Origin of the sequence: Brevibacillus sp. HB1.4B, from assembly GCF_013284285.1 — a bacterium.
Taxonomy (GTDB): domain Bacteria; phylum Bacillota; class Bacilli; order Brevibacillales; family Brevibacillaceae; genus Brevibacillus; species Brevibacillus porteri.
The window spans coordinates 871,438-894,267 of record NZ_JABSUT010000001.1 but is presented as its reverse complement, the minus strand read 5'-3'; the positions used below and the strand labels follow the sequence as shown (position 1 = coordinate 894,267).

The following is a 22,830-nucleotide window of genomic DNA, read 5'->3' as shown; positions in this document are numbered from 1 at the left end:
AGGCCGGGTTCTGCTTTTACGCATTGCTTTCCCGCTTCTCCTTTATGTTTCGCGATCTGACCGAGCGACTTTCCGATCAATTTCTCATTATCGTACCGGATTATCCCGGTTACGGGTACAGCGATGCACCGTTTGAGTATACGTTTGACCGGCTAGCAGACATCCGGAGAAAGTATCGTTTCTCGTCGTACAGAACGCTGCTGGCTTTTAATGACCTGTCGTCCCTAGATCCAGCTGCACATCGATGTGCGGCTTTTTTTTCTGTTCGGAAGTCCGCTCAGTCGAATTGGAACCAGAGAACGGCGGCGGAACTGTTCTGAATTTTCTCTGTCTGCTTGACTCTCCCCTTAACGGGAAAGTTATACTTCGGAAGAAGTGAGCAGATTCACAATATTTGCTATTGAGGGGTGCATTTATGTTCAAAATCAGCGAGTTTTCGAAGATAAGCCAAGTGTCTGTCAAGACGCTTCGGTACTACGACCAGCTGAATTTGCTCAAGCCGGCCCATACCGATCCTTACTCCGGATACCGATTCTACACTGCCGATCAGTTGTTCCAGCTTCACCGCATTTTGGCCTACAAAGAACTGGGGTTCTCGTTAGAGCAAATTCGCCGGATGATTGACGAGCAAATTCCGCTTGAGCAAATCAGAGGGATGTTCCGGATCAAGCAGCATGAGATTCAGTCCATTGTGGACAAAGAGCAGGCCAAGTTGGTTCGCATCAAAGACCGGCTACATGCCATCGAGAATGAGGGAAAACAGGAGGTGACGCATAATGTCGTGCTGAAAGAAGTGGAACCGCAATTGGTGGTGTCTTATCGGCAAAGAACTTCTTTTCGGCAAATTCCGGAGATGTTTCGGCAGCTGGACGATTATTTGGGCAATGCCGGTCGGCCGTCCTTGTCGCAGATCGTTTTGTGGCATGACTGCTTGGAAAGCGATGACGATATGGACATTGAAGCAGCCCGGCTACTGACCGATAAAATGGTAAGCCAGCCGCCCTTTGTGGTCCAACGGTTACTGGGTGTTCCGCTGATGGCCACACTGATCCATCATTGTCGGACGACGAGCCGCTGCACTGCAAGCACGGAACTGGCGCTGTGGATTGAGCGAAATGGTTATCGAATGATCGAAAACGAGCCGCGGCGCGAAATTTGCATCCCTCATGAACAGACAGGCGATCCGGAAGCTTATGTCGCTGAGGTGCAGATTGCCGTCAAGAGAGCTTAGTTTACTCGTGGGAGGGGGAGAGGTGTTCACCGCCTTGTTGGGCGCTATCTCCTTGATTTCCAGCTCGGTGACCATTCCCAAGGGGCTGAAAGGGGCGCGGAGTTCCGCAACGGTATATCAGCTTAGTGTTTCTACTCTATGGGGCCGTGTCCATCTTCAGTACGTTGATTGGTGGGAAATTGGCCGCACGGGATGGGAGCAGCAAGCTTCGGTATGTGTTCCTGATTCAGGGCGTCATTCTCGCATCGCTGTATGTTTCCGCGAATACGCTGGTAGCTGGTTAGGGGATTGATCAGCATCTCCTTTATTGCCCTGGTCCTCTATGCCGAGGAATTCCACGATACAATTATATTTCATCGATTTGGCCAACCAGCATTTTCCGACTGCTCGGGATTTAGCCTCGTCTCTTACACCCGTATCCGTCAATGTCGGCATTGCGGTCGGGTCGGCGCTCGGAGGATGGGTGACAACGAACATCAGGCTGATCGATGTATCCTGGTCCGGAGGCATCGTGGCAGTTGCCGCGTCCTTGCTGGCAGTAGTCAGCTATCGTCTCGACCGCAAAGCCATGAGGGACAGAAAGTTTTCGTGAATGGAACGTCTCCAGGGCAGCAATCGGCAGTCAGTCCGAATGCCTACTCGTAACGGCACTCAGCCCACTATTTGCAAGACTTTTGCATCGGATATAAGAGCAGCTGCCCGTTGCTTTTCTTTTATCTAGATTATGTACCAATTGGTATTTAATATGGCTGATCAATACGGAGGGATACTATGTCTAAGGTTGCTTTGAATCAAGCCGAACCGTCGAAAACTAGTATTCGCAGTTGGCTGGCGATCGTTGTTCTCGGCATTGCCATGTTTACTGTTGTTGCCACCGAATTCGCTCCGATCGGACTGTTATCGTCTATCGCTTCCGATCTTGGGCGCAGTCCCGGAACGGTAGGACTCATCGTGACGGCCTATGCGCTGATTGGCGCAGGCAGCGCGCTACTATCCGCCGTACTGCCGAACCGATTTCCGCGGAAGCCGCTACTCATCGGGCTAATGGTAGTGCTGGCTGCCGGGAATGGACTTGCGATGATCGCCCATTCGTTCCCGGTTCTGATGCTGGCGCGGGTTATCGGAGCGCTATCGCATGGCGTTTTCTGGGCAATGGTGGCCGCGCTTGCGACACAGATGGCTCCTCCGAACCGGATGGGACTTGCGACTTCGATCGTTTTCGGCGGCATGTCGATTGCGAACGTGCTGGGTGTTCCGCTGCTCAACCTGATCGGACAGACATGGGGCTGGCGTTTGGCATTTGGCATCCTCGTCTCGGCCTGCATGCTCACGGCGCTGTTAATGGCCATCGTACTGCCGCAAATAAAGGCCGAAGGATCGGTTGGATTCGCCACCTTGGCCAGTGTGCTGCGTAGCAGCAAGCTGTGGCGCGTCTATACGGTGGCAATCTTCACGGTAGCTGCGCATTTCGCAGCGTTCACATACATCGAACCGTTTCTGAGAAACGTCCCTGGCATTGACCCCGCTATGATCGCCGCTCTGCTCTTTGGCTTCGGGGCCGCCGGCTTGCTCGGAAATGTGCTTACCGGGGGGCTGATCGACCGCTTTATGAAGCCGGTCATCGCCGTATCACTGTTGCTTATGTTCGCATCGCTCATTGGTCTGGGCACGATCGGGCTAAGTTCCGGGGTTGGGCCAGTGCTGGCGCTGCTCGTTGTCTGGGGTGCCGCAATCTCGGTACTTTTTATCGGTATCCAGACATGGGTATTGCGAACTGGTGGGAAGGAGGCCATACCGGCGTCTGCCGTGTATACGACCGTGTTCAATTCCTCTTCTGGAGCGGGAGCTGTACTCGGTGCATTCGTCCTTAACAATGCCGGTTTGTCTGCCATTATGACCTCAGCCGGTCTGGTTATCGTCATGGCTTTTACTATCGTAGTATTGGATCGTGGGGTGAGGAAGACATCATAACGCTGGGCAGGATGCAGTGATCCCCCGATTGAACTAAGACATAAGAGAAGGGTGTTTGCAAATGTCCAAATGAGCGGGAAGATAGTCAGTCTTTTATTTGTCGTCTTCTGTACCAATGGCGTGCAGGGTAGCCGGTATGCGGGCAAGTTGTTCGGCAAGCATTTATCGAGAACGGCGATACTTTATCTGATCGATTTGACGGTGTGCTACATTCTTTTTCAAAATGCAGGGGCGTCACTCATATGGCTCGTCGGTATTGTTGTACTATGGGAGCCGTGCATACAAGTGGGCTTATCGTCAGTCAAATCTGGATGACAGCGACAGCACCCGAAGCACAGGAATTTGCAAACAGTCTGTTCGTCTCCTTCTCAAATCTTGGTGTCAAAATCGGTAGTCCGTAAGAGACTGGCTGATTGCTATCTCCGGTACGGGGGAATCGTGTGGGGCGGAATTCTGTTTGCTACGCTTGCCAAATCGCTTACTCATCAGGGTCACACAGTGCTGCTTTCCCTATGAAGCTCTTCGCAGACCATTAAGAAAGAAGCGAAAAATCGATGTTCCATTGGGCTGCCACCGTCCAATCATAGAGATTATATATGGTCAAAATTGATTTGTTGACATTGATCAGTCGTTTGGTTAATTCTTTAGTGGAAGTTATACATACAAGAGGAGGAAACATAGCATGCTTGAAACAGTGCTCACGATCACTTCGATGCAGACCCCCGAAGAGGCTCAGGCCTTCAAAACACTTAACGAGGAATGGATCGCCCTCCTCTTTGCCATCGAAGAGGAAGACCAGATTATCCTCAATAACCCAGTGGAGAACATCGTGAACAAAGGAGGAGACGTACTCATCGCACGCGATGGCGATTCGATCGTCGGATGCGTTGCACTCGTTCCGACTGGAGCCGGTGTGTTCGAGCTCTCGAAGATGAGCGTTACACCCGAGGTGCGGGGGCGCGGATACGGACGGAGAATCATCCATGCCGCCATTAACCGCGCACGCGGGCTTGGCGCAACATCGCTCTTTTTGGGCAGTAGCACCAAGCTACCGAACGCTGTTCATCTTTACGAATCGGTTGGGTTCAAGCACGTTCCTGTTGAGCAGATCGGGCCCATGCCCTATGTAAGAGCGGATGTGTTTATGGAGTTGAAACTAAAATGAATATGGAGACAAGATTATCGACGAATCCGTCAGTGTTAGCACGAGATCTGCGCGTGCTGGAATATGGAGGCTATCGTACAGAAAAGGTGCAACCGGTGGGTATGTACCAACGTAGCTGATACGACTTGCAAAAGCATGGATGGAAATGGGAATTTCATGAAATACACTTATAAAGGATGATCAGGTTCCCGTGTCGGGAAATTCCTTTCGAGAAGATTCGTTAGATGGGTGCGACAGGATCGAATCGCCTGATACCGGAAGGAAGCAGTTGGAAGATGAGCTTTAAGTGTTATTTGAACGAGGTTTAGGATGAAAGAGAGTCAGCGAAGTTTTACAGGGGAATCTGTTTTCTTTCATGCGACAAAATTCGAATAACATCTCCACTAAGCTTTGCAACTATATTGCCGATTCATTTTTTTTAGACACGGCGCTTATTAAATCCGTTTGATAGAATATAGAAATTATTGCAAAACTGAATCTGACTGATCAGTATCATTTTGGTATTGTCACGTTCGGACTTACTACAAAGAATTTCAGTGGTGCAGAGGGGATAAAGGTATGAGCAAAATTCAGGAGTTTAAAGTATTACATGAATCAAACGAGCTTTTATTGTTAGGTAACGCTTGGGACTTGTTTTCTGCATTGTCTCTGGAGAAAGCCGGATTCAAAGCTATCGGTACAACGAGTTGGGGAATAGCGAAAAGCTTAGGTTATCCGGATGGTGAAACAATTGAATTTGACACAATACTAAATCGCATAAAAACGATATTGGATCATGTTAACATCCCTGTTTCTGCCGATATAGAGACGGGTTATGGAAAAGATGAGAAAACGATAGTCGAGAATGTATTGAAACTTGCGGATATAGGGGTTGCGGGGATCAATATAGAGGATTCTTACAAGGATCAAGCAGGTCTCAAACCATTGAACGAACAATGCGAGCTTTTATCGAAAATAAGAATGTCACTAGAGAAGAGCGGCTATAAAGATTTTTATATTAATGCAAGGACAGATACCTATTTGCTGAATATAGATCCGAGAAACGAAACGATGGCCCGGGCGCAAGCCTATGTGGAAAGTGGCGCAAGCGGAATTTTTGTTCCTGGATTGAGGGATGATAACGAAATCAAAGCGGCTGCAGTGCAAATTGCCGCTCCTCTAAACCTTATGTCTGCGCCAGGGCTTACAAGATGCAAAAAGCTCAAGGAGCTTGGAGTAAAGCGTCTAAGTCTCGGGGGCGCCTTATATCGCAAGCTTGAAACGTTATTGGACACGTGCGCGGCTCATATTTATGAATCTCAGGATACGTCTTTGCTATTCGATTGAATGCAGAAAGGATAGCTAAATGAACGAGCTTCTAATATGCCATCGAAATGCGATAACAGGTGGAATACAATCATCAACTGTAAAACAACTGCTAGGCATAAAATCTGTAGCAATTGCCCCGTGATCAATTCCTGTTTGAGATGATGCGACCGAGAGCCACTCCTATCCCGAAGAAATTTGAAACTGGTATGGAGTCGTACGGTCAGGGCGGAAGCAAAGGTAATAAAGAAAGGACAAACCGTTGGATTCATTGATTGCAGTGTATTTGACGAGAACCAAAGTCTTGTGGCAGTGTGGTAACACAGGTGTGAACTCGCTTGGCGATGTTTTCAACAGTCTGTATCGGGAAAGGTGTAAGTAAGGTGCACATCATCGTCGGGGGAATGCATTATACAATAACAGCCTGGGCGGGACAGGCTCTATATGGTAGAAGAAGCCCCGAAAAAGGGGCTTCTTCTTTCAAGGATTGGTTATTTTGTAGTATCGCCTTGGATTTATGCTTACGTGAATCCAAGCAGTGCTTCGGTTCAGCTTTCAAATAAACAATTCAATTATACTGAATTTTTCTAAAGAACTAAATAAGCGTCAATTGAATCCCTTCCAAGCATAGTGAAGCTAATAAAAATTAGCCTTGGGAGGGGTTTTGTTGTATGAGGCCGCTAAACGCATTCTGGGTTTTAGTCCGCACACTTTGAGAGCGTATTCCCTTCAGATAAGGGTTTAGAGGTCAGGGTTCAGGCTTCAGGTTATGGTCTTTTTCTGTCCCCATTAGCGTTCGATCAGAGGATAAATTATCTTCTTAAATGTGGTATTATCATTTCATACGTGTTTGAATTTTTTGACTGAATAGTCGAGTAGGTGAGGGTGAAAACAGCTTATTATGATTGACTTTTCACAAGTGGAACTATATAGTTCTAAAATAATGATCAAGATGTAAACTATCTGATATATACTTTAGTAACATCATACAGTTGAGTCTTGATAGAAGTGTAAATATTGAGATAACGGAGTGTTTCGATGAACATGAAAGATCTCATTCTTTATTCCCAAGATGAAGGAATAGCAAAAATCACTTTAAATCGTCCTGAATCCTTAAATGCTTTGAACTTAGAATTACTTCTAAGCCTATCTGAAACCTTAGATAAAGTTAAGGTAGATCAGAATGTAAAAGCTGTAATTATAACTGGAGCTGGAGAAAAAATATTTTCTGCAGGTGCGGATATTAAGCTATTACACTCTTTAACTCCCCTTGAGGTAAGAGATCTAGCGAAACTTGCTGTCGAGATTACTCATAAAATAGAATCCTTGGGTAAAGTAGTAGTTGCTGCTATAAACGGCACAGCATTAGGAGGAGGACTTGAGATTGCAGAAGCCTGTATGCTGCGTATTGCAGCATCACATGCGCAACTAGGACATCCTGAAGTTCGGATTGGTGCAGTAGCTGGTTTCGGTGGTACCACTCGCCTCCCACGATTAATCGGAAAGGGCCGAGCAGCAGAACTTTTACTAACTGGAAATTCTATCAACGCGGAACAAGCATATAATATGGGACTAGTAAATAAAGTAGTTGAACCTGGGAAATTACTTATAGAAGCCGAAAATATGATTCGAGGAATTTTATCCCAATCGCCTATGGCAGTAAAATTAACTTGGGAGGCTCTGCACCACGGCCTTAATTTAACATTAGAAGAGTCTGCCCAACTCGATGCGAATTACTTTGGTTTAGTCGCTTCCACTGAAGACTTCAAAATCGGTACGAAATCCTTCATAGATAAGACAACACCGGTGTATAGTAAAATCACAAATAAAGAACACGTGATCCAAGTCGCTGCACAATTATTTTTGAAAAATGGCAATACATCAATGGATGAAGTGATGAAAATAAGTAAAGTTTCAAAATCCAATATTTACTATCACTTCAAAAGCAAAGAAGATCTTCAATTAGCTGTTGTAAAGTATTGGACTAGTTTATATGAATCCTGTCTGATAGAAGCCTCAAAGCAAGATCATCGACCTGTCAGAGAGCGTTTAAGTGATTTTACTGAATTGCTTTTAGGTGGCTTGATAGAAAGAAATGGAGGTGGGAATTGTCCATTCATTTCTTTGTACATCCAGTCTTCCGAACAATCTTCTGATGTAAAGGATGCTATCACTCTTTTTTTCCGTGAAATTGAACCGATCGTCATAAAAATATTTAAACAAGGGAAGGATAATAATGAATTCAATAAAACTGTTCACCCTAGACAGATGGCATTATTATTCTTAAGCACATTAGAAGGTTCTCTTATTCTCGGAGAAATGATGAAGGACCCTTTACTTATTAAACAAACAATAGACAACTTCTTTCTTCTTCTTGATTAACATATTTCTCATTCGCTCACCTCTATATATAAAAAAACAGGCAATCCAGTCTGTTTTTTTTGGGGTATTCGGATTTTTTAGTGGAGACAAACTCAAAACATCTCACTTATAAATCGGAGAATATGGTGGTATTTTGCTAAAGACTTGATTTGTAGCAATATCTTAGTACAATGGTTTTATGACTACTCAAAAATCATTGAATAATGAGCACAGGGTCAAAATGTTTCAAGCATTAGCTGATGAAACAAGATTGGAAATCATACGAGTTCTATACGCCAAGAAGAAGGAGATGAATTGCGGAGAAGTTGGGGACATTTGCAATACTTCGAAGTCGAATACTTCGTATCATTTGCGTACTTTAAGGGAGGCGAAATTGATTAAGGTACGAAAAGAAGCTCAAACGAAGTATACGAGTATCGACATGGAGACCTTTGAATCTTACTTGCCGGGATTTCTTGATACGTTGTAGAAAGAAATTCTTTTTTTTCTTCATTAGTTCAAAAGTTCTTGTACAACAAAACTAGGATCGATAGGAGAAGGTGAATCGCATGATTAAGTTAACAGCTTTATTTTTTCTCATCATGTTTGTTATCGGTACAGATACATTTTTGATTTCTCCGCTCATCCCCACTCTTCAGAAATTGTTTCATATCCCGACCGAATATGCCGGTTGGATGGTCGGGGCATATGCGTTGGGATATGCCATATTTGCTCTGATAGCTGGACCGCTTTCCGATGGATGGGATCGCAAAAAAGTAATGTTTTCCGGCATGGTTTGCTTCGCGGTTTCAACCATTTTATGCGGCTTTGCGACAGGATTTTGGACGATGTTTTTATTCCGTTTTTTAGCCGGAATCAGCGCAGCATTCACAGCGCCGCAAGTCTGGGCCTCTATTCCTGCTCTGTTCCCTGCGGCAAAGACCGCCAAAGTATCAGGAATCGTAATGGCAGGCTTGGCTGCTTCCCAAGCGTTCGGCATACCGATTGGAGGCATGCTTGCTGCAACCCATTGGTCTTATCCTTTTTTTACAATCGGTGCGTGCTCGTTGTTGGTGGCGATATTCATCCCCTATGCTTTGCCCGAAATGAAACCGAATCAAGACCAAAGAACCAAGCTTCCGATATTTAAAAGATACGTCCCGTTATTGACAAGCCGAATCGCGAGAAGATCTTTCCTGGCTCATTTCTTATTTCAATGTGGATTTTTTGCTGCCTTTTCTTTCATTGGAAAATGGATGACGGACCGCTATCATCTTTCGGTTGATCAAGTGGGGTACGTAATGTTTTTTCTTGGGCTAGGGAACTTAGTGGGAAGCTTTAGCGGTGCTTATGTGATCAAAATGTTGAATCGTTTCAATACGATGGTTGTGGGCATTCTCGTCTCTATTGCATGTTTTATTGCTTTGCCTCACCTGCCATCGGTTGCGTCTTTCGAAGGGGTATACTTTTTCATATTCGTAAACATGGGAATCGTCTTTCCGCTCATAATGGGAATGCTGAATTCATTAAATCCGACAATTCGTGGCACGATCTCTAGCTTGGCCAATTCGATCATGTACGCTGCGACAACGCTCGGCTCTTGGCTCGCCGGCTTGATTTATGCGACATTTAACGGTTTTTCCGCCGTAGGCATATTTGCGGCAATATGCTTTGCCGGTTCGTTGTTCTCTTTTATAGCAAGTGGTATTTTGACTAATCACGCTAAAACAAAAAAGGACTATGCATCATAAATGCATAGAAGAAATTCAAATGGATATTCTAAATCTTCCTAAATTCAACATCCTAAGTATTAGTGAGAATAAATATGATTTTCTAATACAAGTGGTGACGAACTCTCCACCTTCAGCTTGCCCTCATTGTGGATGCAAAGCGAACCTCTACAAGCACAGTAACAGGGAACATGTTTGTATGGACTTACCTATTCACGGTAAGCATGTAGGGCTACTCATAAAGCGTCAGAGGTATCGTTGTCGTGAATGTTCTCAGACCTTTTGGGAACGCTTGGACCACACCATTGACGCAACGCGGAACTGTACAAAGCGTTTGTTGTCCTACGTAGAGAAGCAAAGCCTTAGGCGTACATTCGTCAGTATTTCAGAAGAAGTGGGGCTTAACGAAAAGACGATCCGCAATATCTTTCGCGATTACATTAACCACCTCGAAGAAACATTTCGGTTTGTAACACCTAATTGGCTTGGCATAGATGAAATTCAAATAATCAAGCCTCGTTGCGTATTAACCAACATTGAAGAACGAACATTACTGGACATTCTACCTAATCGAAATAAGGAAACAGTTGTTGGATACCTCTCACGTCTTCCGAACAAAGGGCGAATACAGTATTTCACGATGGATATGTGGAAACCGTATAAAGACGCTGTGAAGGCTGTTATGCCAAAGGCTACTATCATCGTCGATAAGTTTCACGTTGTCCGTATGGCGAACCAAGCGTTAGAAACCATCCGCAAACAGATTAGAGGTGGTTTATCACCAACGGAACGGCGTGGGCTCATGCACGACCGATTTATCCTTCTGAAACGCCATAAAGAGCTTACAGAGATGGATAAAATAACGCTTGAACTATGGACGAAGAATCACCCCACTCTCGGTATTGCGTATAGCTTGAAGGAATCATTCTTCGATATTTGGGATTGCGATTCAAGACAAAAGGCATTTATCAAATATAACGATTGGAAAGCCAAAATACCGAAGGAACTCCAATCCGCTTTTGAGCCTCTTACAAAGGCCATGATGAATTGGGACGAAGAGATATTCGCTTACTTCGACCACCGCATTACTAACGCTTATACGGAATCTCTGAACAGCCTTATCCCTGTCATTAACCGTTTGGGTAGGGGCTATTCATTCGAGGCCCTGCGAGCCAAAATTCTCTTTACAGAGGGGCTTGCAAAGGATCGTAAATATCAAAAGCGTATGGATGACTACGAACACCGAGATTACAACTTCCCGATGTTCGATAATGCGCCTCCCGTCGGTGTGGTTCGTGAGCGTGGCGAACAGCTTCGTGGTATCTACTTTTCCACCTTGATTGAAAAATTAGAGAAGGGCGAATTCTAAGCCCTTTTCCGCTTCTGAGAGAAATTCTCCTCAAAGGTAAATGAAGTAGTACGAATTTTTTGTGTAAAGGGGTATTGACTCCGGAATGTTAGTACTATATATTTCTAATCATACACCAGGATTATCCATGACTCATTTTTTATAGCCTTAAGTAGTACTAAACGTTTCTAAAACACAGAGAGTTCTCAATACTTATCAAGTGAAAAAATTTTATAATAAGAGGTGATTTTATTTTCGAGATTAAATTAGTACCATTTAGTTCCTATAACCTTACAAAAGAATGGAGAGATGTATGATGTCACATAATGATGTCGTTCTTTATTCGATTAAAAATCGTATTGCAACCATTGCGCTAAATAGACCTGAATCATTAAATGCTTTAAACCGAGAAGTACTTGAACAGCTTTCAGTTGCATTAGAAAAAGCAAAAAAAGACCAAGAAGTAAAGGCGGTTATTATAACAGGTATTGGAGAAAAAGTATTTTCTGCTGGTGCTGATATTAAATTCCTTAATTCCGCTACCCCTCTTGAGGTAAGAGATTTTGCAAAACTAGCTGTTGAAGTCACTAGTAAAATTGAATCCTTAGGTAAGGTAGTAGTAGCTGCCCTTAACGGATCTGCATTAGGTGGCGGTCTTGAAATAGCCGAATCTTGTATGCTTAGAATTGCTGTCAATCATGCTAGAATTGGTCATCCAGAAGTTCGTATTGGTGCGGTAGCTGGATTTGGCGGAACTACTCGATTACCAAGATTAGTGGGAAAAGGTCGTGCTGCTGAGTTATTACTAACAGGAAACTCTATAAGTGCAGAAGAGGCATATACGTTTGGTCTTATAAATAGGGTGGTGGAGCCTGAGAATTTATTACCTGAAGCCGAGAACTTATTACAAGAAATCTTAGCTCAATCACCAATAGCCGTTACACTAACGTGGGAAGCCCTTCACCGCGGGCTAAATGTAACACTAGAAGAATCTGCACACCTCGGGGCCGATTTTTTTGGATTAATTGCATCAACAGAAGACTATAGAACGGGAACCAAAGCTTTTATTGAAAAAACCAAACCGGAATATAAAGGGAGATAGAATAGTAACGAATAATAAAAGTTAGAAAATTGAGAAGAAAACACTCATCAGTGAGTGTTTTCTTCATGATAATAACGATTCGTCTAAAAGGAGAGAATTGGATGCCAAGAGTAAAAAGAATGTACATTAACGAAATGGGTAAGCCTATTAAAGAAGGAGTCGTCGAAGTATTAAGTGCTGCAGACAATTTCAATTGGTATGCTGAAGAAGCAAAGAGGGTGTATGGTGAAACAATCCCTTCCACCTTCGCAAACAAAAGGTTACATGTGGGTAAGGCTCCAGTTGGTGTTACAGCTGCTATAACTCCTTGGAATTTTCCAATTAGTATGGTTGCAAGAAAACTTGCACCGGCTCTTGCTGCAGGATGTACTGTCATTTTAAAACCTTCTGAGCTATCACCATTAACTGCAATTCGCATATTTGAGCTCATAGAGGAAGCCGGATTTCCAAGAGGTGTTGCAAACGTTGTACTAGGTGAACCAACAGAGGTTGGAAAAGAATTTATGGAAAACAAAATGGTAAAAAAGATTACTTTTACCGGATCTACAAGAGTCGGAAAGTTGCTATATCAACAAGCTGCTAATGAAGTTAAACGCGTTTCTTTAGAGCTCGGGGGTCATGCACCATTTATCGTTTTTGAGGATGCAAATATTGATTTAGCCGTAAAAGGTTTAGTAGAAAGCAAATTCCTCAATGCAGGACAAACTTGTATCAGTACAAATCGACTTTATGTTCATGAGAGTATTGCTGATGAGTTCACGAAAAAACTAGTTACACGAATGGAGAGGATCGTTGTTGGGGATGGTCGTAATGCTGAAACGGAAATTGGACCTTTAGTAAACGAAGCCGGATTAAATAAAGTATTAAATCAAATCGAAGACGCAAAGCAAAAAGGAGCTTCCATCATAATGGGTGGACACCGTTTAACAGGTGAGGATTATGATGAGGGCTACTTTTGCGCCCCTACTGTTCTAGCGGACGTAAGCCCAAATATGAAAATTTTTACCGAAGAAACATTTGGTCCTGTCGTTCCAATTGTTACGTTTACAGATGATGAAGAAGTTATTAACATGGCAAATAACAGTGATTATGGGTTAGCAGCGTATATTTTTTCACAAAATGTTAAACGATGCTTAACCTTTCCAGAAAAATTAGAATATGGGATTATTGGTGTCAATGATTCTGTTCCTCCGCAAACACAAGCACCATTTGGCGGAATAAAAAATAGTGGTCTCGGACGTGAAGGCGGAAAATGGGGGATTGAAGGATTCCTCGAAACAAAATTAGTTTCTTATGGAGTATAAAAGAGTAAGAATAAACATTTCACGTTTTTCTTCCTTCCTCTCTATTTCTACTTGTAGTTTAGCAGCTGAGAGTTTACACATGTATGGGTGAAACAACGTATTATTGAATCTCTTGATCTTCTACAGGCTCCTTTTGGGTAGTGAAGCAAGCCACCACGGAACATTAAACGAACGGGCTCGTTAGGTCAATGATACAGAGGGATTCTAGGACTTTATTATCGTGTCTTGGACTGCCTCTGGCTCATTTAACAAGGATAATCTAAAACTAATTTTACGAAGGCAGTAGATTTTGCAACGAAAAAAACTGATTAGATCAACAACATCAGTCTAATACTTTATTTTCTTTGAACAGTATACGTTCGTCGATTGAAAGCGAATGGAAATAGCATGATGGAAAGGTCTCGGAAACCCTCGCAAGTATACTTCCTTGGGTATCGGGGTCTTTTTTTGGAAGAAAACGAAAAGCGCCCTGACACGAGATCAAGACGCATTTGCAATAGAGCTTGTTATTTGGTTACTGCATTTTCCAAATCTTTCACACCGCTATAGACTAAATCGAACAAGTCCGCAATGTTTTCTTCTTCGATGCAAGAGAAGGCGATCCGCAAATCAGTTTGACCAAGAGCGATCGTACCGACGCCATACTGTTCCAGCAAGTGCTGGCGCAATGTTTCCGCTTCGACAGTCTTTAGCTTGAGGCACATGAAGTAGCCAGAGTTGAATGGATAGTAAGTCCACACGTCAGCGTATTTTCCGCTGTCGAGCACTTCCTTGACGCGGTTGGCACGGCCTTTCATGATATCGAATTTCTCCTGCTTCTGTGCTTTGTACTCCGGAGCTGTGATTGCATGCAGTACGAACGTTTGGGAAGGATGAGATCCGCTGGAAAGAGTCGCGCGGATGATTCCCATTGTCTTTTGCTCCAAAGCGCTGAGCAAGTCGCTGGATGGAGATGCATACGTAATAAAGCCAACACGGAAGCCCCATACGTAATCCTCTTTGGTAGCCCCATCTACTTTTACAGGCAGAATGCGCGGGTGAACGTCGCATAGGCTAGCGAAGAGAGATTCGTGCATGGAGTCCTCGAAGAACAAGCCGAAGTACGCGTCATCTGTCACTGCGACAATGTTGATTCCAGCATCGGCGCCTTCTTTGAGTGCAGCGACGATTTGTTTTCCTTCCTCTGGACCTGGTGTATAGCCAGTTGGGTTATTCGGGAAGTTGAGTACGACGATGGCTTTGCCTTTGTCTTTTTGTGCGAGAATGGCATCACGCAAAGCAGCAGCATTAAATTTCATCTCGTCGTTATATAATGGATAGTAGACCATTTCCGCACCACGGCGGATCGAAAAAGTAAGCTCGTAGTTTTCCCAGTTTTTGTCCGGGATGATGACACTGTCGCCGCTGTCAGCGAACAAGTCAGATACGATGCTCAGGCCATGCGTCAATGCGTTTGTAACGATTGGGTTACTAAACGTATGGTTAGCCAGTGAAGGTTGTTCCTCAATCATTTTTTTACGCCATGCTGCACGCAGCTCAGGCTTTCCTGCTGGGGGAGCATACTCGTAAATGTCTTTTGGCTGGTAAGCAGACAGGTTATCCTGGATGACCTTAAGGTGCATCGGTTGACCGTTTTCCAGTGCAATCCCGATGGTTGCGTTGTACTTTTTCGCTTTTGCTTTCGCTTCTGCCGACTGGCTGAGAATCCCTTCTTTTGGGAAATAAATCAGTTTCGCGATGTCAGACAGCATTTCATACACGTGCGGGTTTTCCCGCTGGATGGTTTGGTTCAGCGTTGATGCCAATGAATGCATGATAGCCTCCCTCTTCATTTGAAAACATCTATGTTTACCAATAAAGATAGCGTATCTACATGCATTTGTCACCCTTGCCCAGCGGGATATTTCAGATTTTGCGAGGTTCCTTTTGACAGCGAGGAACGGATTTGCTACCTTGAAATCGAAAACTGAGTAATGCGGGAGGGAGAAGGAAATGGCTGAACGCAGGATCGTTCGCCTGGGGGACCCTATCTTGCGTGAAACTTCAAAAAGAGTACCGTCCATTACTCCACAGGTTGAAAAGATTTTGGATGATATGGCCCAAACGATTTACGCTGGGAAAGGTCGAGCAGGCTTGTCCGCGATACAGATTGGCATCCCGAAGCGTTTAGTTGTGATGGATTGTGGTAGCGGCTTGATTGAACTGATCAATCCGGTATGGATGAAAAAATCAGGTGAGCAGGAAGGGCAAGAAGCTTGTCTTTCGATACCGGGTGTGTTTGGAATCGTTCGTCGGGCGAATTATGTCAAAGTTCAGACGCTGAACCGCCAAGGAGAAACAAAGACAATCGAAGCCGAAGATTTTCTCGCTCGGTGTATTCAGCACGAGATGGACCATTTGGAAGGAATTTTGTTTATTGATCATACAGAAGAGCTCTACTCAGCAAAAACAGGAAAGAAACTGAATCGCAAGGACTTGCACTGGATACAGACTAAAAGTAGAAACAGAGCATAAACAGCAAGGAGATTGACTCATGAAGCGTTGGAATATTATGTTAACAGGCTTTGGAACAGTAGGACAGCAGGTAGCCAGACTGCTGGAGCAGCGACGGGACCGATACCGCGAGCTATATCAAGCGGATGTCAGACTCGTGGGAGTCGTTCGTTCGGCTTCCGGTCTCTATGATGAGAACGGAATTGATTCAGGAAAATGGGAAGACTATGCACATACAAAACAAGCAAAGAACCCATCATGGAACGCGCTGGAATTTATCCAATCGGTTCAAGCGGATGTGCTCATCGAGGCTGGTCCTTCTGAAAAAGAGGGAGGACCCGGTCTTACTTTTATTCGTTATGCATTGGAAAATGCTATACATGCAATCGCGATTTCAAAAGGTGCGCTTGTTGTCGATTATGCTGGCTTAGCCGCTCTAGCCAAAAAACATGGCGTCGCGTTGAAAGTGAGTGGAGCAACAGCAGCAGCCCTGCCGACGATCGATCTATTGCAGTATAACTTGGCAGGCTGTGAAGTGAAACGAGTCGAAGGCATTTTTACGGGAACGACTAACTTCGTGCTCACAAAAATGATGGAAGAGGGGCTCACCTGTGCGGAAGCAGTCGAGCTCGCTCAGAAGTTGGGGATTGCCGAACCGGACCCTTCTTACGACATCGATGGTTGGGATACAGCTTCAAAGCTCACGATCTTGGCAAACGCCGCTTTTGGTGCGCAAGTAAATCTGACTGATATCGCACGCGCAAGTATTCGCGAAATAACCTCGTTACAAATCGAGAAATGGAAAAAGCATACGAAGATTCCCAAGCTGATCGGAACCATCCAAAAGGAAGCAAATGGCACATTTTCTATAGCCGTGGAGCTTTGTGCAGTGGATCTTACCCATCCATTTGCATCTGTATCAGGTACGACAAAAGCCATATGGGTAGAAACAGATGTCATGGGGGATTTATTGGTCGTTGGAGGAAAGTCAGATCCTGTCGCGGCAGCAGCGGCTGCCTTAAAAGACCTTGAACATATCATTAGCAGATAGGTTCATTTGCATGTGCTTCCAGTGTTCCTTAGGAATGAGTCCTTTACAACCGCGAGCATACTAAGGATGCACCACAAAAAACGGCAAGGGGGCCATACGGATGAACCAATCGTCTGATGTCAATGCCGAGCTGCAGCAAGTATCTGCTTACCCAACCAAGCAAAAAATGAATCAAAAGAACGTCGCTTTGGTAAATGAGCAGGATAGCTGCTGCTGTACCCCCAAAAAGCAGGCATCCGAAGCACAGCAGGAATGATGCCTACACGAAAAAGCCGGGTCTCGATTACGAGACACCGGCTTTTCGTTTCGTACAATGCGTTTTATCCGATAAATTCTTGTACCCAGTAGCCATTTGTGACGCCTACACCAATTTTTGTGAACGCAGGGTTCATAATGTTTTGGCGGTGACCTTCACTGTTCATCCATTGTTGCATAACTTCTTGTGGACTCTGTTGACCCATGGCGATATTCTCACCTGCAGTCGAGTACTGAATGCCATACTGCTTCATCATGTCAAATGGGGAACCGTACGTTGGACTGTTGTGGTCAAAGTAGTTGTTAGCAGACATATCTTGTGCTTTTGCCAAAGCTACTTTGGACAATGCTGCATCCATTTGAACTGGTTTGAGACCTGCTTTTGCACGTTCTTGGTTCACCAAATCCGCGACTTGTTTCGCAAAATCACCAGTTTTTCCTTGTTCCGCTTGATTTACTGGAGCGGCAGGCTGAGTGACGTTATTTCTAGGTTGCGCTGGTGCTGGTTGAACTGGTGTTTGTTGAACTGGTGCTGATTGAAAAGATCCTGGTTGAATTGGGTATGGTTGTACAGGTGTAGCTTGTCCTTGCTTAACAGGTTGCATCGGCTGTACTGCTTGTGACTGGCCAGGAACAAAGCCTTGCTTTTGATAAAAGTTAAAGAACTGTTGTGCATTTGGTGCTTTTTGGAATTGTCCCATATTTTGACCCACATTGAATTGGAATTGTCCGTTCTTCAATGGGCAGTTAGATGCTGCGGAAGCAGAAGAAGCAAACCCTGTCAAAGCCAAGCCTAGACCAAGAGTCATCGCGATTGTAACAGAACCAAAACGTTTCATTAAACAAATCTCTCCTTTTTTTTGCCTACGAGGTTAGTTGTCGGATTCGGGTTGAGGAAACAACCCTACGCCAATTCGGCGATTCACCCCATGTGGAATTGCTCATCCACTAAAAAGTCCCCCGCACTTCCTTTTCAGAAAGTCTCGGCTTATTTCGTTTGGCATGAACAACGATATCAGACAATCCCAATCGAAATAAAGGAGTAATATATGGCAAAAAGCTAGAATCGTTGATAAATTAGGCTCATTTCGCTCCGTTTGATTGTTCCTTCCATGCGGTTAAGCCGCCTTCCAATGCATTTGCTTGAAAACCATGCTCACGAAGAAGAGCGGCAGCTTTTTGAGCTTTGTTACCTGTTGTACATACAGTAACAATCTTCACATTTTGCGCAAGTTTTTCGGTTTCTTCATCGAACGGCTTATCCTGTTCTTTCATTAGAAGATAGGGTGCGTTTCGGGTCGATGCATTTTCGTGAACGAGGCTGCCGGTGATAAATTTCTCGACGTCGCGTACGTCCACTAATAGTACAGGCACTTTCTTTTCAAGCATTTCTGATAATTGAATGGTTGTCAAAGTATGATTTTGCAAATGAAATCCCTCCCAATGCTATTGTAACAGAGTATCGCCTTCCCAGTATAAGGGTGAACGGTTGCTTTTTTTGGACAACCATGGTAGAATAAGATTGCTACTTGAAAAATTGATACCTAATCATTCATCGAGGTGTTTGTATGCTGATGGATAACATTTTTGAATCCCCGATTCACACTGGCGCGGTCATCGGAGCCGCAAGGATGGAAGAGAGGAAGGGCTTTCATTGTTTTAGGTTTTCAAAAGGTTTAGTTTTTAATTTTGCAGTTCCGTCCCATGACATTTGTATATTTGCTGAGTAGGTAAAATTCACGTATCATGAAGGCGTATCATAGCACATGATCTGGTATTTCTTCATGATATGTGAGCTTTATTTGCTTCGGTAAATATGACTAGCATATTCAAATTGAATTTTTGGAGGTTTTTTTAAATGCAAACGAACGGAACAGTAAAATGGTTTAACGCAGAAAAAGGTTTCGGTTTCATTCAAGTAGAAGGCGGAGACGATGTATTCGTACACTTCAGCGCAATCCAAGGTGACGGTTTCAAAACTTTGGACGAAGGTCAAAAAGTTCAATTCAACATCGTTCAAGGCAACCGTGGCCCACAAGCTGAGAACGTAGTAAAACTGTAAGTCTCCTTTTAAAAGAAACTGTCCTTTCGAGGGCAGTTTTTTTTGTCGTGGTCGTAGTAGTAAAATGTAATGCTCCCCGTTGTCAAGACACGATTTTTTGAGGAATAAGTTATGTCCTCCTTTTCGTAGTCCTAGTGTTTAGGATGCGATTTTTTCGATAGTATGGGCGTAAAATTGATCGGGTTTTGCTTCATTTAGAGACTCATTTCGTACTTGCCAACAATTTCGTTCACGGTCTGCTCCTCCCGGAGGACCTCCAGGACAACCTTTGTTTTAAACTCTGAGGTATATTGGTTCCGTTTTTCCATGCTCTTATTATAACTTATTTTTTAACCTCCCGTGTCTCAAGTCTATGGGAGCATTATAAAAGGCGTTGGGATCGTCCTCAGCGCCTGTTCCTGCATGCGAATGGATAAAAAAAGGAACTATGGCGTCCCACCATAATTCCTCATTTTCTTCCTACAAAGTAGTTAAATACAAGTTTCGATTTCGACAGTTTGGAATTGACTGTCAAGAACTGAAAGACCAACAACTTGACCGCCACCGATAGAAGTACGGCCATAAGTGGTGAGAAGGACATTTCTGTTGTTTTCTGCTACGGTAAGGCGCACTTCATAGTGGAAAGAAGCGGGGACCAGCGCATTGAAAGCAGTGCGAGTATTCGCAGGGATAAATTGCGTGATGTCAAGCAAGGTGCTAACTGGATTCGTTTGCGTAACTGCATTACCCCAGTTCAATACTTGCACACGTACTTCAACCTCTTCTGTGTTCAGATTTACGAGGTCGAGGTGAGCGGTGAGAGCAACAGCGAGGTTATTTTGCAAAATACCAGTTGTTCTCACAGTATTTCTTCGTGGGCGTCTGTGACTTCTTTTTTCCGTAACACCTTGATCGTCGTCGTATTCGATTTCAGACATCCATGTTCACTCCATTCTTGAGTATTCTAGTGGGACAATAATACGATATTGTTTCTTGCCTTGATTTGTAACGGCGAACGTAAGGGGACGAGTAACTATTTTTGATAGAGGATGGTGGAGGTTTTGGGAGAAACGCCTGTATGCAAACAACTAAACTATACGGCTCGATTTGATTGGGGATACGAAGGGGTGGAACAGGTCGGGGCAGCATCGGATATGATCGTCATTATCGATGTGCTCTCCTTCAGCACGTGTGTCGATATCGTAACGGGACGTGGAGGGATCGTCTATCCTTATCAGGTGAAGGAGGAGTCAGCCGTAGCATTCGCTAAACAAAAAGCAGCGCTTCTTGCTGGAAAACGTGGAGAACCAATCTCCCTTTCACCCGCCTGTCTGAAAATGGTTCCGATGGGAAGTAGAATGGTGTTGCCCTCGCCAAATGGATCGACCTGTACCTTGCTGGCAAAGAAAACAGGTGCGAAGGTAATCGCTGCGTGCCTTGCGAAATGCATCATCCGTCGCCAGATACATACAACAGCAGAAAGGATCTGTGACGGTTATTGCTTGCGGTGAACGATGGGGAAATGGAGCATTGCGACCCGCTATTGAGGATATGATTGCGGCAGGTGCGCTGCTTCACGAATTGGAGGAATATCGATTGTCACCAGAGGCCAAAATGGCGGTGGCAGCTTTCCGATCAGCCCAAGATCATCTTCTTGCTTATTTGCAGAAATGTGCTTCTGGCCAAGAACTGATCAGCAAGGGATACCCGGAAGATGTCGCACTTGCAGCGGAATGGAATCAGAGTTTCACGGTTCCAGTGCTTAACGATGATTTTGCTTACGAAGCTAATTAGTCTTTTCGCATAAAGAATCCCTCATTCGGTAACCATGGTTATGAACCATACATGAGAAAAACTGGACAGGGAGGATTCATATGGATGACAACAGCAAGTCCATCAACCAGTCAGAAGAAAATATCCTGACGAATCGCCAAGGCCATCCGATTACAGACAACCAGAACCTGCGGACCGTTGGAAATCGCGGGCCAACGGTTCTGGAGAATTACGACTTTCTGGAAAAAATCACACATTTTGATCGGGAGAAAACACCTGAGCGTGTCGTGCATAGCCGAGGAGCAGGAGCGCGTGGCTATTTTGAAGCATATGGAACCGCTGGTGATGAGCCGATTTCTACGTACACGAGAGCAAAGCTGTTTTCGGAGCAGGGGAAAAAAACGCCTGTGTTTGTACGGTTTTCTACGGTTATTCATGGCACACATTCTCCCGAAACATTGCGCGATCCACGTGGGTTTGCGGTGAAGTTTTATACAGAGGACGGGAACTGGGATCTGGTTGGCAATAACCTCAAAGTTTTTTTCATTCGGGATGCGATGAAGTTTCCTGATCTTGTACATGCGTTCAAGCCTGATCCTGTCACAAACATACAAGACGTGGAACGGATCTTTGACTTTATCTCGAACACGCCTGAGGCCATGCATATGATCACGTTTTTGTTCTCCCCGTGGGGAATACCAGCGAACTATCGGCAAATGCAAGGCTCTGGCGTAAACACGTACAAGTGGGTAAACCATGAAGGAACAGCGGTCCTGGTCAAATACCATTGGCAGCCGTTAACGCAAGGGATTAAAAATTTGACACAAAAACAGGCGGAAGAGATTCAAGGGAAAAACTTTAATCATGCCACACAGGACTTGTACGAAGCGATTGAGCGAGGAGAATATCCGGAGTGGGAAATGTGCGTCCAGATCATGAGTGATGACGATCACCCTGAGCTCGATTTTGATCCACTTGATCCAACGAAAATATGGCCCGAAGATCAATTCCCGTTTCTTCCTGTCGGCAAAATGGTACTGGATAAAAATCCGGACAACTATTTTGCAGAGGTCGAGCAAGCAGCATTTGGGACAGGTGTTTTAGTGGATGGACTTGATTTTTCTGATGACAAGCTACTGCAAGGAAGGACCTTCTCCTACTCCGATACGCAGCGTTATCGGGTTGGCGCCAACTACTTGCAGCTTCCGGTCAACGCTCCCAAAAAGCATGTCGCTACCAACCAGGAAGGCGGTCAAATGCTGTACCATGTAGATCGAGCGCAGCGGCATATTAACTATGAGCCATCGACGATTGGCGGATTGCAGGAAGCCAAGCAAGCCGCTCCTGATCATCAGCCAGAAGTAGAAGGGAAGGTCGTTCGTCAAAAAATTGATCGCACCAACGATTTCAAACAGGCGGGAGAACGTTATCGCCTCATGGAAGACTGGGAAAGAGAAGATCTCATTGCCAATCTGACGGATGCACTCCTCTCCTGTGATCCTCGCATTCAAGAAAAAATGCTTGGATTCTTCTCGCAATGTGACGAAGAGTACGGTCAGCGTTTGAAAGCTGGAGTCGCACAGGGCAATGGCGGAAATAGCAAAGAGATGGGCGGACCGATGGGCGCAACGAATCCCTGGGCGGCTGTCAAGGAAGCCGAACAGAAGTCCCGTCCGTCCAAGCCTTACTGATGACCCGAG

The 22,830-nt window shown here is 44.7% G+C and carries 26 protein-coding genes, 1 pseudogene and 1 riboswitch; of the genes and pseudogenes, 23 read left to right on the top strand and 4 right to left on the bottom strand.

The window, feature by feature from the left end; genetic code table 11:
- Positions 1–44: 44 nt before the first annotated feature.
- The 16 genes and pseudogenes from HP398_RS04200 to HP398_RS04130 all read left to right on the top strand — a co-directional run bounded on the left by HP398_RS04200 (position 45) and on the right by HP398_RS04130 (position 13,517).
- On the top strand, positions 45–320 hold the full coding sequence (locus tag HP398_RS04200; protein ID WP_173621935.1) for an alpha/beta fold hydrolase: 276 nt from the start codon (positions 45–47) through the stop codon (positions 318–320).
- 95 nt (positions 321–415) lie between these two features.
- The gene (locus HP398_RS04195; RefSeq protein WP_173621934.1) at positions 416–1,231 is read left to right on the top strand and encodes a MerR family transcriptional regulator; all 816 of its coding nucleotides are present in this window, start codon (positions 416–418) and stop codon (positions 1,229–1,231) included.
- A gap of 22 nt (positions 1,232–1,253) precedes the next feature.
- Positions 1,254–1,523: a hypothetical protein gene (locus HP398_RS04190; RefSeq protein ID WP_173621933.1), complete on the top strand. Its 270-nt coding sequence runs from the start codon at positions 1,254–1,256 to the stop codon at positions 1,521–1,523.
- Positions 1,524–1,553: 30 nt separating this feature from the next.
- The gene (locus HP398_RS04185) at positions 1,554–1,823 is read left to right on the top strand and encodes an MFS transporter (RefSeq protein ID WP_173621932.1); all 270 of its coding nucleotides are present in this window, start codon (positions 1,554–1,556) and stop codon (positions 1,821–1,823) included.
- 179 nt (positions 1,824–2,002) lie between these two features.
- Positions 2,003–3,202: an MFS transporter gene (locus HP398_RS04180; RefSeq protein ID WP_173621931.1), complete on the top strand. Its 1,200-nt coding sequence runs from the start codon at positions 2,003–2,005 to the stop codon at positions 3,200–3,202.
- Between the two features lie 69 nt (positions 3,203–3,271).
- On the top strand, positions 3,272–3,517 hold the full coding sequence (locus tag HP398_RS04175) for a hypothetical protein (RefSeq protein ID WP_173621930.1): 246 nt from the start codon (positions 3,272–3,274) through the stop codon (positions 3,515–3,517).
- A gap of 367 nt (positions 3,518–3,884) precedes the next feature.
- Positions 3,885–4,367, top strand: a complete 483-nt coding sequence (locus HP398_RS04170) for a GNAT family N-acetyltransferase (RefSeq protein WP_017248931.1) — start codon at positions 3,885–3,887, stop codon at positions 4,365–4,367.
- A gap of 17 nt (positions 4,368–4,384) precedes the next feature.
- Positions 4,385–4,486 (top strand): annotated as a pseudogene (locus HP398_RS30810) (class I SAM-dependent RNA methyltransferase); the annotation flags it as partial.
- A gap of 439 nt (positions 4,487–4,925) precedes the next feature.
- The gene (locus HP398_RS04165; protein ID WP_173621929.1) at positions 4,926–5,693 is read left to right on the top strand and encodes an isocitrate lyase/PEP mutase family protein; all 768 of its coding nucleotides are present in this window, start codon (positions 4,926–4,928) and stop codon (positions 5,691–5,693) included.
- Between the two features lie 177 nt (positions 5,694–5,870).
- The gene (locus HP398_RS31125) at positions 5,871–5,993 is read left to right on the top strand and encodes a hotdog family protein (protein ID WP_256436290.1); all 123 of its coding nucleotides are present in this window, start codon (positions 5,871–5,873) and stop codon (positions 5,991–5,993) included.
- Between the two features lie 723 nt (positions 5,994–6,716).
- Positions 6,717–8,054: an enoyl-CoA hydratase-related protein gene (locus HP398_RS30675; RefSeq protein ID WP_254475833.1), complete on the top strand. Its 1,338-nt coding sequence runs from the start codon at positions 6,717–6,719 to the stop codon at positions 8,052–8,054.
- 178 nt (positions 8,055–8,232) lie between these two features.
- Entirely contained in the window at positions 8,233–8,523 is a 291-nt protein-coding gene (locus HP398_RS04150; RefSeq protein ID WP_173621928.1) for an ArsR/SmtB family transcription factor, read from the top strand.
- 79 nt (positions 8,524–8,602) lie between these two features.
- Positions 8,603–9,784: an MFS transporter gene (locus HP398_RS04145; RefSeq protein ID WP_173621927.1), complete on the top strand. Its 1,182-nt coding sequence runs from the start codon at positions 8,603–8,605 to the stop codon at positions 9,782–9,784.
- A 19-nt stretch (positions 9,785–9,803) separates the two neighbouring features.
- On the top strand, positions 9,804–11,132 hold the full coding sequence (locus HP398_RS04140) for an ISL3 family transposase (RefSeq protein WP_173621926.1): 1,329 nt from the start codon (positions 9,804–9,806) through the stop codon (positions 11,130–11,132).
- A 295-nt stretch (positions 11,133–11,427) separates the two neighbouring features.
- Positions 11,428–12,213, top strand: a complete 786-nt coding sequence (locus HP398_RS04135) for an enoyl-CoA hydratase/isomerase family protein (RefSeq protein WP_173621925.1) — start codon at positions 11,428–11,430, stop codon at positions 12,211–12,213.
- A 101-nt stretch (positions 12,214–12,314) separates the two neighbouring features.
- Entirely contained in the window at positions 12,315–13,517 is a 1,203-nt protein-coding gene (locus tag HP398_RS04130) for an NAD-dependent succinate-semialdehyde dehydrogenase (protein ID WP_254475831.1), read from the top strand.
- Between the two features lie 506 nt (positions 13,518–14,023).
- Here the strand turns inward: HP398_RS04130 and HP398_RS04125 are convergent.
- Entirely contained in the window at positions 14,024–15,331 is a 1,308-nt protein-coding gene (locus HP398_RS04125; RefSeq protein ID WP_173621923.1) for an aminotransferase class I/II-fold pyridoxal phosphate-dependent enzyme, read from the bottom strand.
- 178 nt (positions 15,332–15,509) lie between these two features.
- Between HP398_RS04125 and def the strand changes: the two genes are divergently transcribed.
- The 3 genes from def to HP398_RS04110 all read left to right on the top strand — a co-directional run bounded on the left by def (position 15,510) and on the right by HP398_RS04110 (position 17,317).
- On the top strand, positions 15,510–16,031 hold the full coding sequence (gene def / locus HP398_RS04120; protein WP_173621922.1) for a peptide deformylase: 522 nt from the start codon (positions 15,510–15,512) through the stop codon (positions 16,029–16,031).
- 19 nt (positions 16,032–16,050) lie between these two features.
- Entirely contained in the window at positions 16,051–17,061 is a 1,011-nt protein-coding gene (locus tag HP398_RS04115) for a homoserine dehydrogenase (RefSeq protein WP_173621921.1), read from the top strand.
- A 100-nt stretch (positions 17,062–17,161) separates the two neighbouring features.
- Positions 17,162–17,317 carry a hypothetical protein gene (locus HP398_RS04110; RefSeq protein ID WP_017248920.1) on the top strand — a complete coding sequence of 52 codons (156 nt, stop codon included), beginning with the start codon at positions 17,162–17,164 and terminating at the stop codon, positions 17,315–17,317.
- Positions 17,318–17,381: 64 nt separating this feature from the next.
- Here the strand turns inward: HP398_RS04110 and HP398_RS04105 are convergent, their stop codons facing one another.
- A complete protein-coding gene (locus HP398_RS04105; RefSeq protein WP_173621920.1) occupies positions 17,382–18,155 on the bottom strand; it encodes a CAP domain-containing protein in 774 nt (257 codons plus the stop codon).
- Between the two features lie 7 nt (positions 18,156–18,162).
- A riboswitch (cyclic di-AMP (ydaO/yuaA leader) is annotated at positions 18,163–18,315 on the bottom strand.
- Positions 18,316–18,399: 84 nt separating this feature from the next.
- Positions 18,400–18,744 (bottom strand): rhodanese-like domain-containing protein, encoded by a 345-nt coding sequence (locus tag HP398_RS04100; RefSeq protein WP_254475829.1) that lies wholly within the window; start codon positions 18,742–18,744, stop codon positions 18,400–18,402.
- A 430-nt stretch (positions 18,745–19,174) separates the two neighbouring features.
- On the opposite strand from HP398_RS04100, the gene HP398_RS04095 reads away from it, so the two are divergent.
- Positions 19,175–19,378, top strand: coding sequence for a cold-shock protein (locus tag HP398_RS04095; RefSeq protein WP_007729289.1), 204 nt, complete (start codon positions 19,175–19,177; stop codon positions 19,376–19,378).
- A 470-nt stretch (positions 19,379–19,848) separates the two neighbouring features.
- Here HP398_RS04095 and HP398_RS04090 read toward each other — a convergent pair whose 3' ends face one another.
- Positions 19,849–20,295 (bottom strand): hypothetical protein, encoded by a 447-nt coding sequence (locus tag HP398_RS04090; protein ID WP_017248915.1) that lies wholly within the window; start codon positions 20,293–20,295, stop codon positions 19,849–19,851.
- Between the two features lie 111 nt (positions 20,296–20,406).
- Here HP398_RS04090 and HP398_RS30805 point away from each other — a divergent pair, with 111 nt between their 5' ends.
- The 3 genes from HP398_RS30805 (at position 20,407) to HP398_RS04080 (ending at position 22,821) form a co-directional block, all read left to right on the top strand.
- Positions 20,407–20,868 carry a hypothetical protein gene (locus HP398_RS30805; protein WP_254475827.1) on the top strand — a complete coding sequence of 154 codons (462 nt, stop codon included), beginning with the start codon at positions 20,407–20,409 and terminating at the stop codon, positions 20,866–20,868.
- Entirely contained in the window at positions 20,846–21,151 is a 306-nt protein-coding gene (locus tag HP398_RS30800) for a 2-phosphosulfolactate phosphatase (RefSeq protein ID WP_371736708.1), read from the top strand. Before HP398_RS30805 ends, HP398_RS30800 begins: the two co-directional genes overlap by 23 nt.
- 80 nt (positions 21,152–21,231) lie before the next feature.
- Positions 21,232–22,821 carry a catalase gene (locus HP398_RS04080; protein WP_173621919.1) on the top strand — a complete coding sequence of 530 codons (1,590 nt, stop codon included), beginning with the start codon at positions 21,232–21,234 and terminating at the stop codon, positions 22,819–22,821.
- Positions 22,822–22,830: the final 9 nt, after the last annotated feature.

Bases quoted from the DNA above. Each gene is read 5' to 3' on its own strand.
- HP398_RS04080 (WP_173621919.1), top strand. From the start codon at position 21,232: ATGGATGACAACAGCAAGTCCATCAACCAGTCAGAAGAAAATATCCTG.
- HP398_RS30805 (WP_254475827.1), top strand. From the start codon at position 20,407: ATGGTGGAGGTTTTGGGAGAAACGCCTGTATGCAAACAACTAAACTAT.
- HP398_RS04135 (WP_173621925.1), top strand. From the start codon at position 11,428: ATGTCACATAATGATGTCGTTCTTTATTCGATTAAAAATCGTATTGCA.
- HP398_RS04095 (WP_007729289.1), top strand. From the start codon at position 19,175: ATGCAAACGAACGGAACAGTAAAATGGTTTAACGCAGAAAAAGGTTTC.
- HP398_RS04150 (WP_173621928.1), top strand. From the start codon at position 8,233: ATGACTACTCAAAAATCATTGAATAATGAGCACAGGGTCAAAATGTTT.
- HP398_RS04165 (WP_173621929.1), top strand. From the start codon at position 4,926: ATGAGCAAAATTCAGGAGTTTAAAGTATTACATGAATCAAACGAGCTT.
- HP398_RS04180 (WP_173621931.1), top strand. From the start codon at position 2,003: ATGTCTAAGGTTGCTTTGAATCAAGCCGAACCGTCGAAAACTAGTATT.
- HP398_RS04200 (WP_173621935.1), top strand. From the start codon at position 45: ATGTTTCGCGATCTGACCGAGCGACTTTCCGATCAATTTCTCATTATC.
- def (WP_173621922.1), top strand. From the start codon at position 15,510: ATGGCTGAACGCAGGATCGTTCGCCTGGGGGACCCTATCTTGCGTGAA.
- HP398_RS04175 (WP_173621930.1), top strand. From the start codon at position 3,272: ATGAGCGGGAAGATAGTCAGTCTTTTATTTGTCGTCTTCTGTACCAAT.
- HP398_RS04105 (WP_173621920.1), bottom strand. From the start codon at position 18,155: ATGAAACGTTTTGGTTCTGTTACAATCGCGATGACTCTTGGTCTAGGC.
- HP398_RS04125 (WP_173621923.1), bottom strand. From the start codon at position 15,331: ATGCATTCATTGGCATCAACGCTGAACCAAACCATCCAGCGGGAAAAC.
- HP398_RS04195 (WP_173621934.1), top strand. From the start codon at position 416: ATGTTCAAAATCAGCGAGTTTTCGAAGATAAGCCAAGTGTCTGTCAAG.
- HP398_RS04145 (WP_173621927.1), top strand. From the start codon at position 8,603: ATGATTAAGTTAACAGCTTTATTTTTTCTCATCATGTTTGTTATCGGT.
- HP398_RS04130 (WP_254475831.1), top strand. From the start codon at position 12,315: ATGCCAAGAGTAAAAAGAATGTACATTAACGAAATGGGTAAGCCTATT.
- HP398_RS30675 (WP_254475833.1), top strand. From the start codon at position 6,717: ATGAAAGATCTCATTCTTTATTCCCAAGATGAAGGAATAGCAAAAATC.
- HP398_RS04110 (WP_017248920.1), top strand. From the start codon at position 17,162: ATGAACCAATCGTCTGATGTCAATGCCGAGCTGCAGCAAGTATCTGCT.
- HP398_RS04140 (WP_173621926.1), top strand. From the start codon at position 9,804: ATGGATATTCTAAATCTTCCTAAATTCAACATCCTAAGTATTAGTGAG.
- HP398_RS04185 (WP_173621932.1), top strand. From the start codon at position 1,554: ATGCCGAGGAATTCCACGATACAATTATATTTCATCGATTTGGCCAAC.
- HP398_RS04090 (WP_017248915.1), bottom strand. From the start codon at position 20,295: ATGTCTGAAATCGAATACGACGACGATCAAGGTGTTACGGAAAAAAGA.
- HP398_RS04170 (WP_017248931.1), top strand. From the start codon at position 3,885: ATGCTTGAAACAGTGCTCACGATCACTTCGATGCAGACCCCCGAAGAG.
- HP398_RS04115 (WP_173621921.1), top strand. From the start codon at position 16,051: ATGAAGCGTTGGAATATTATGTTAACAGGCTTTGGAACAGTAGGACAG.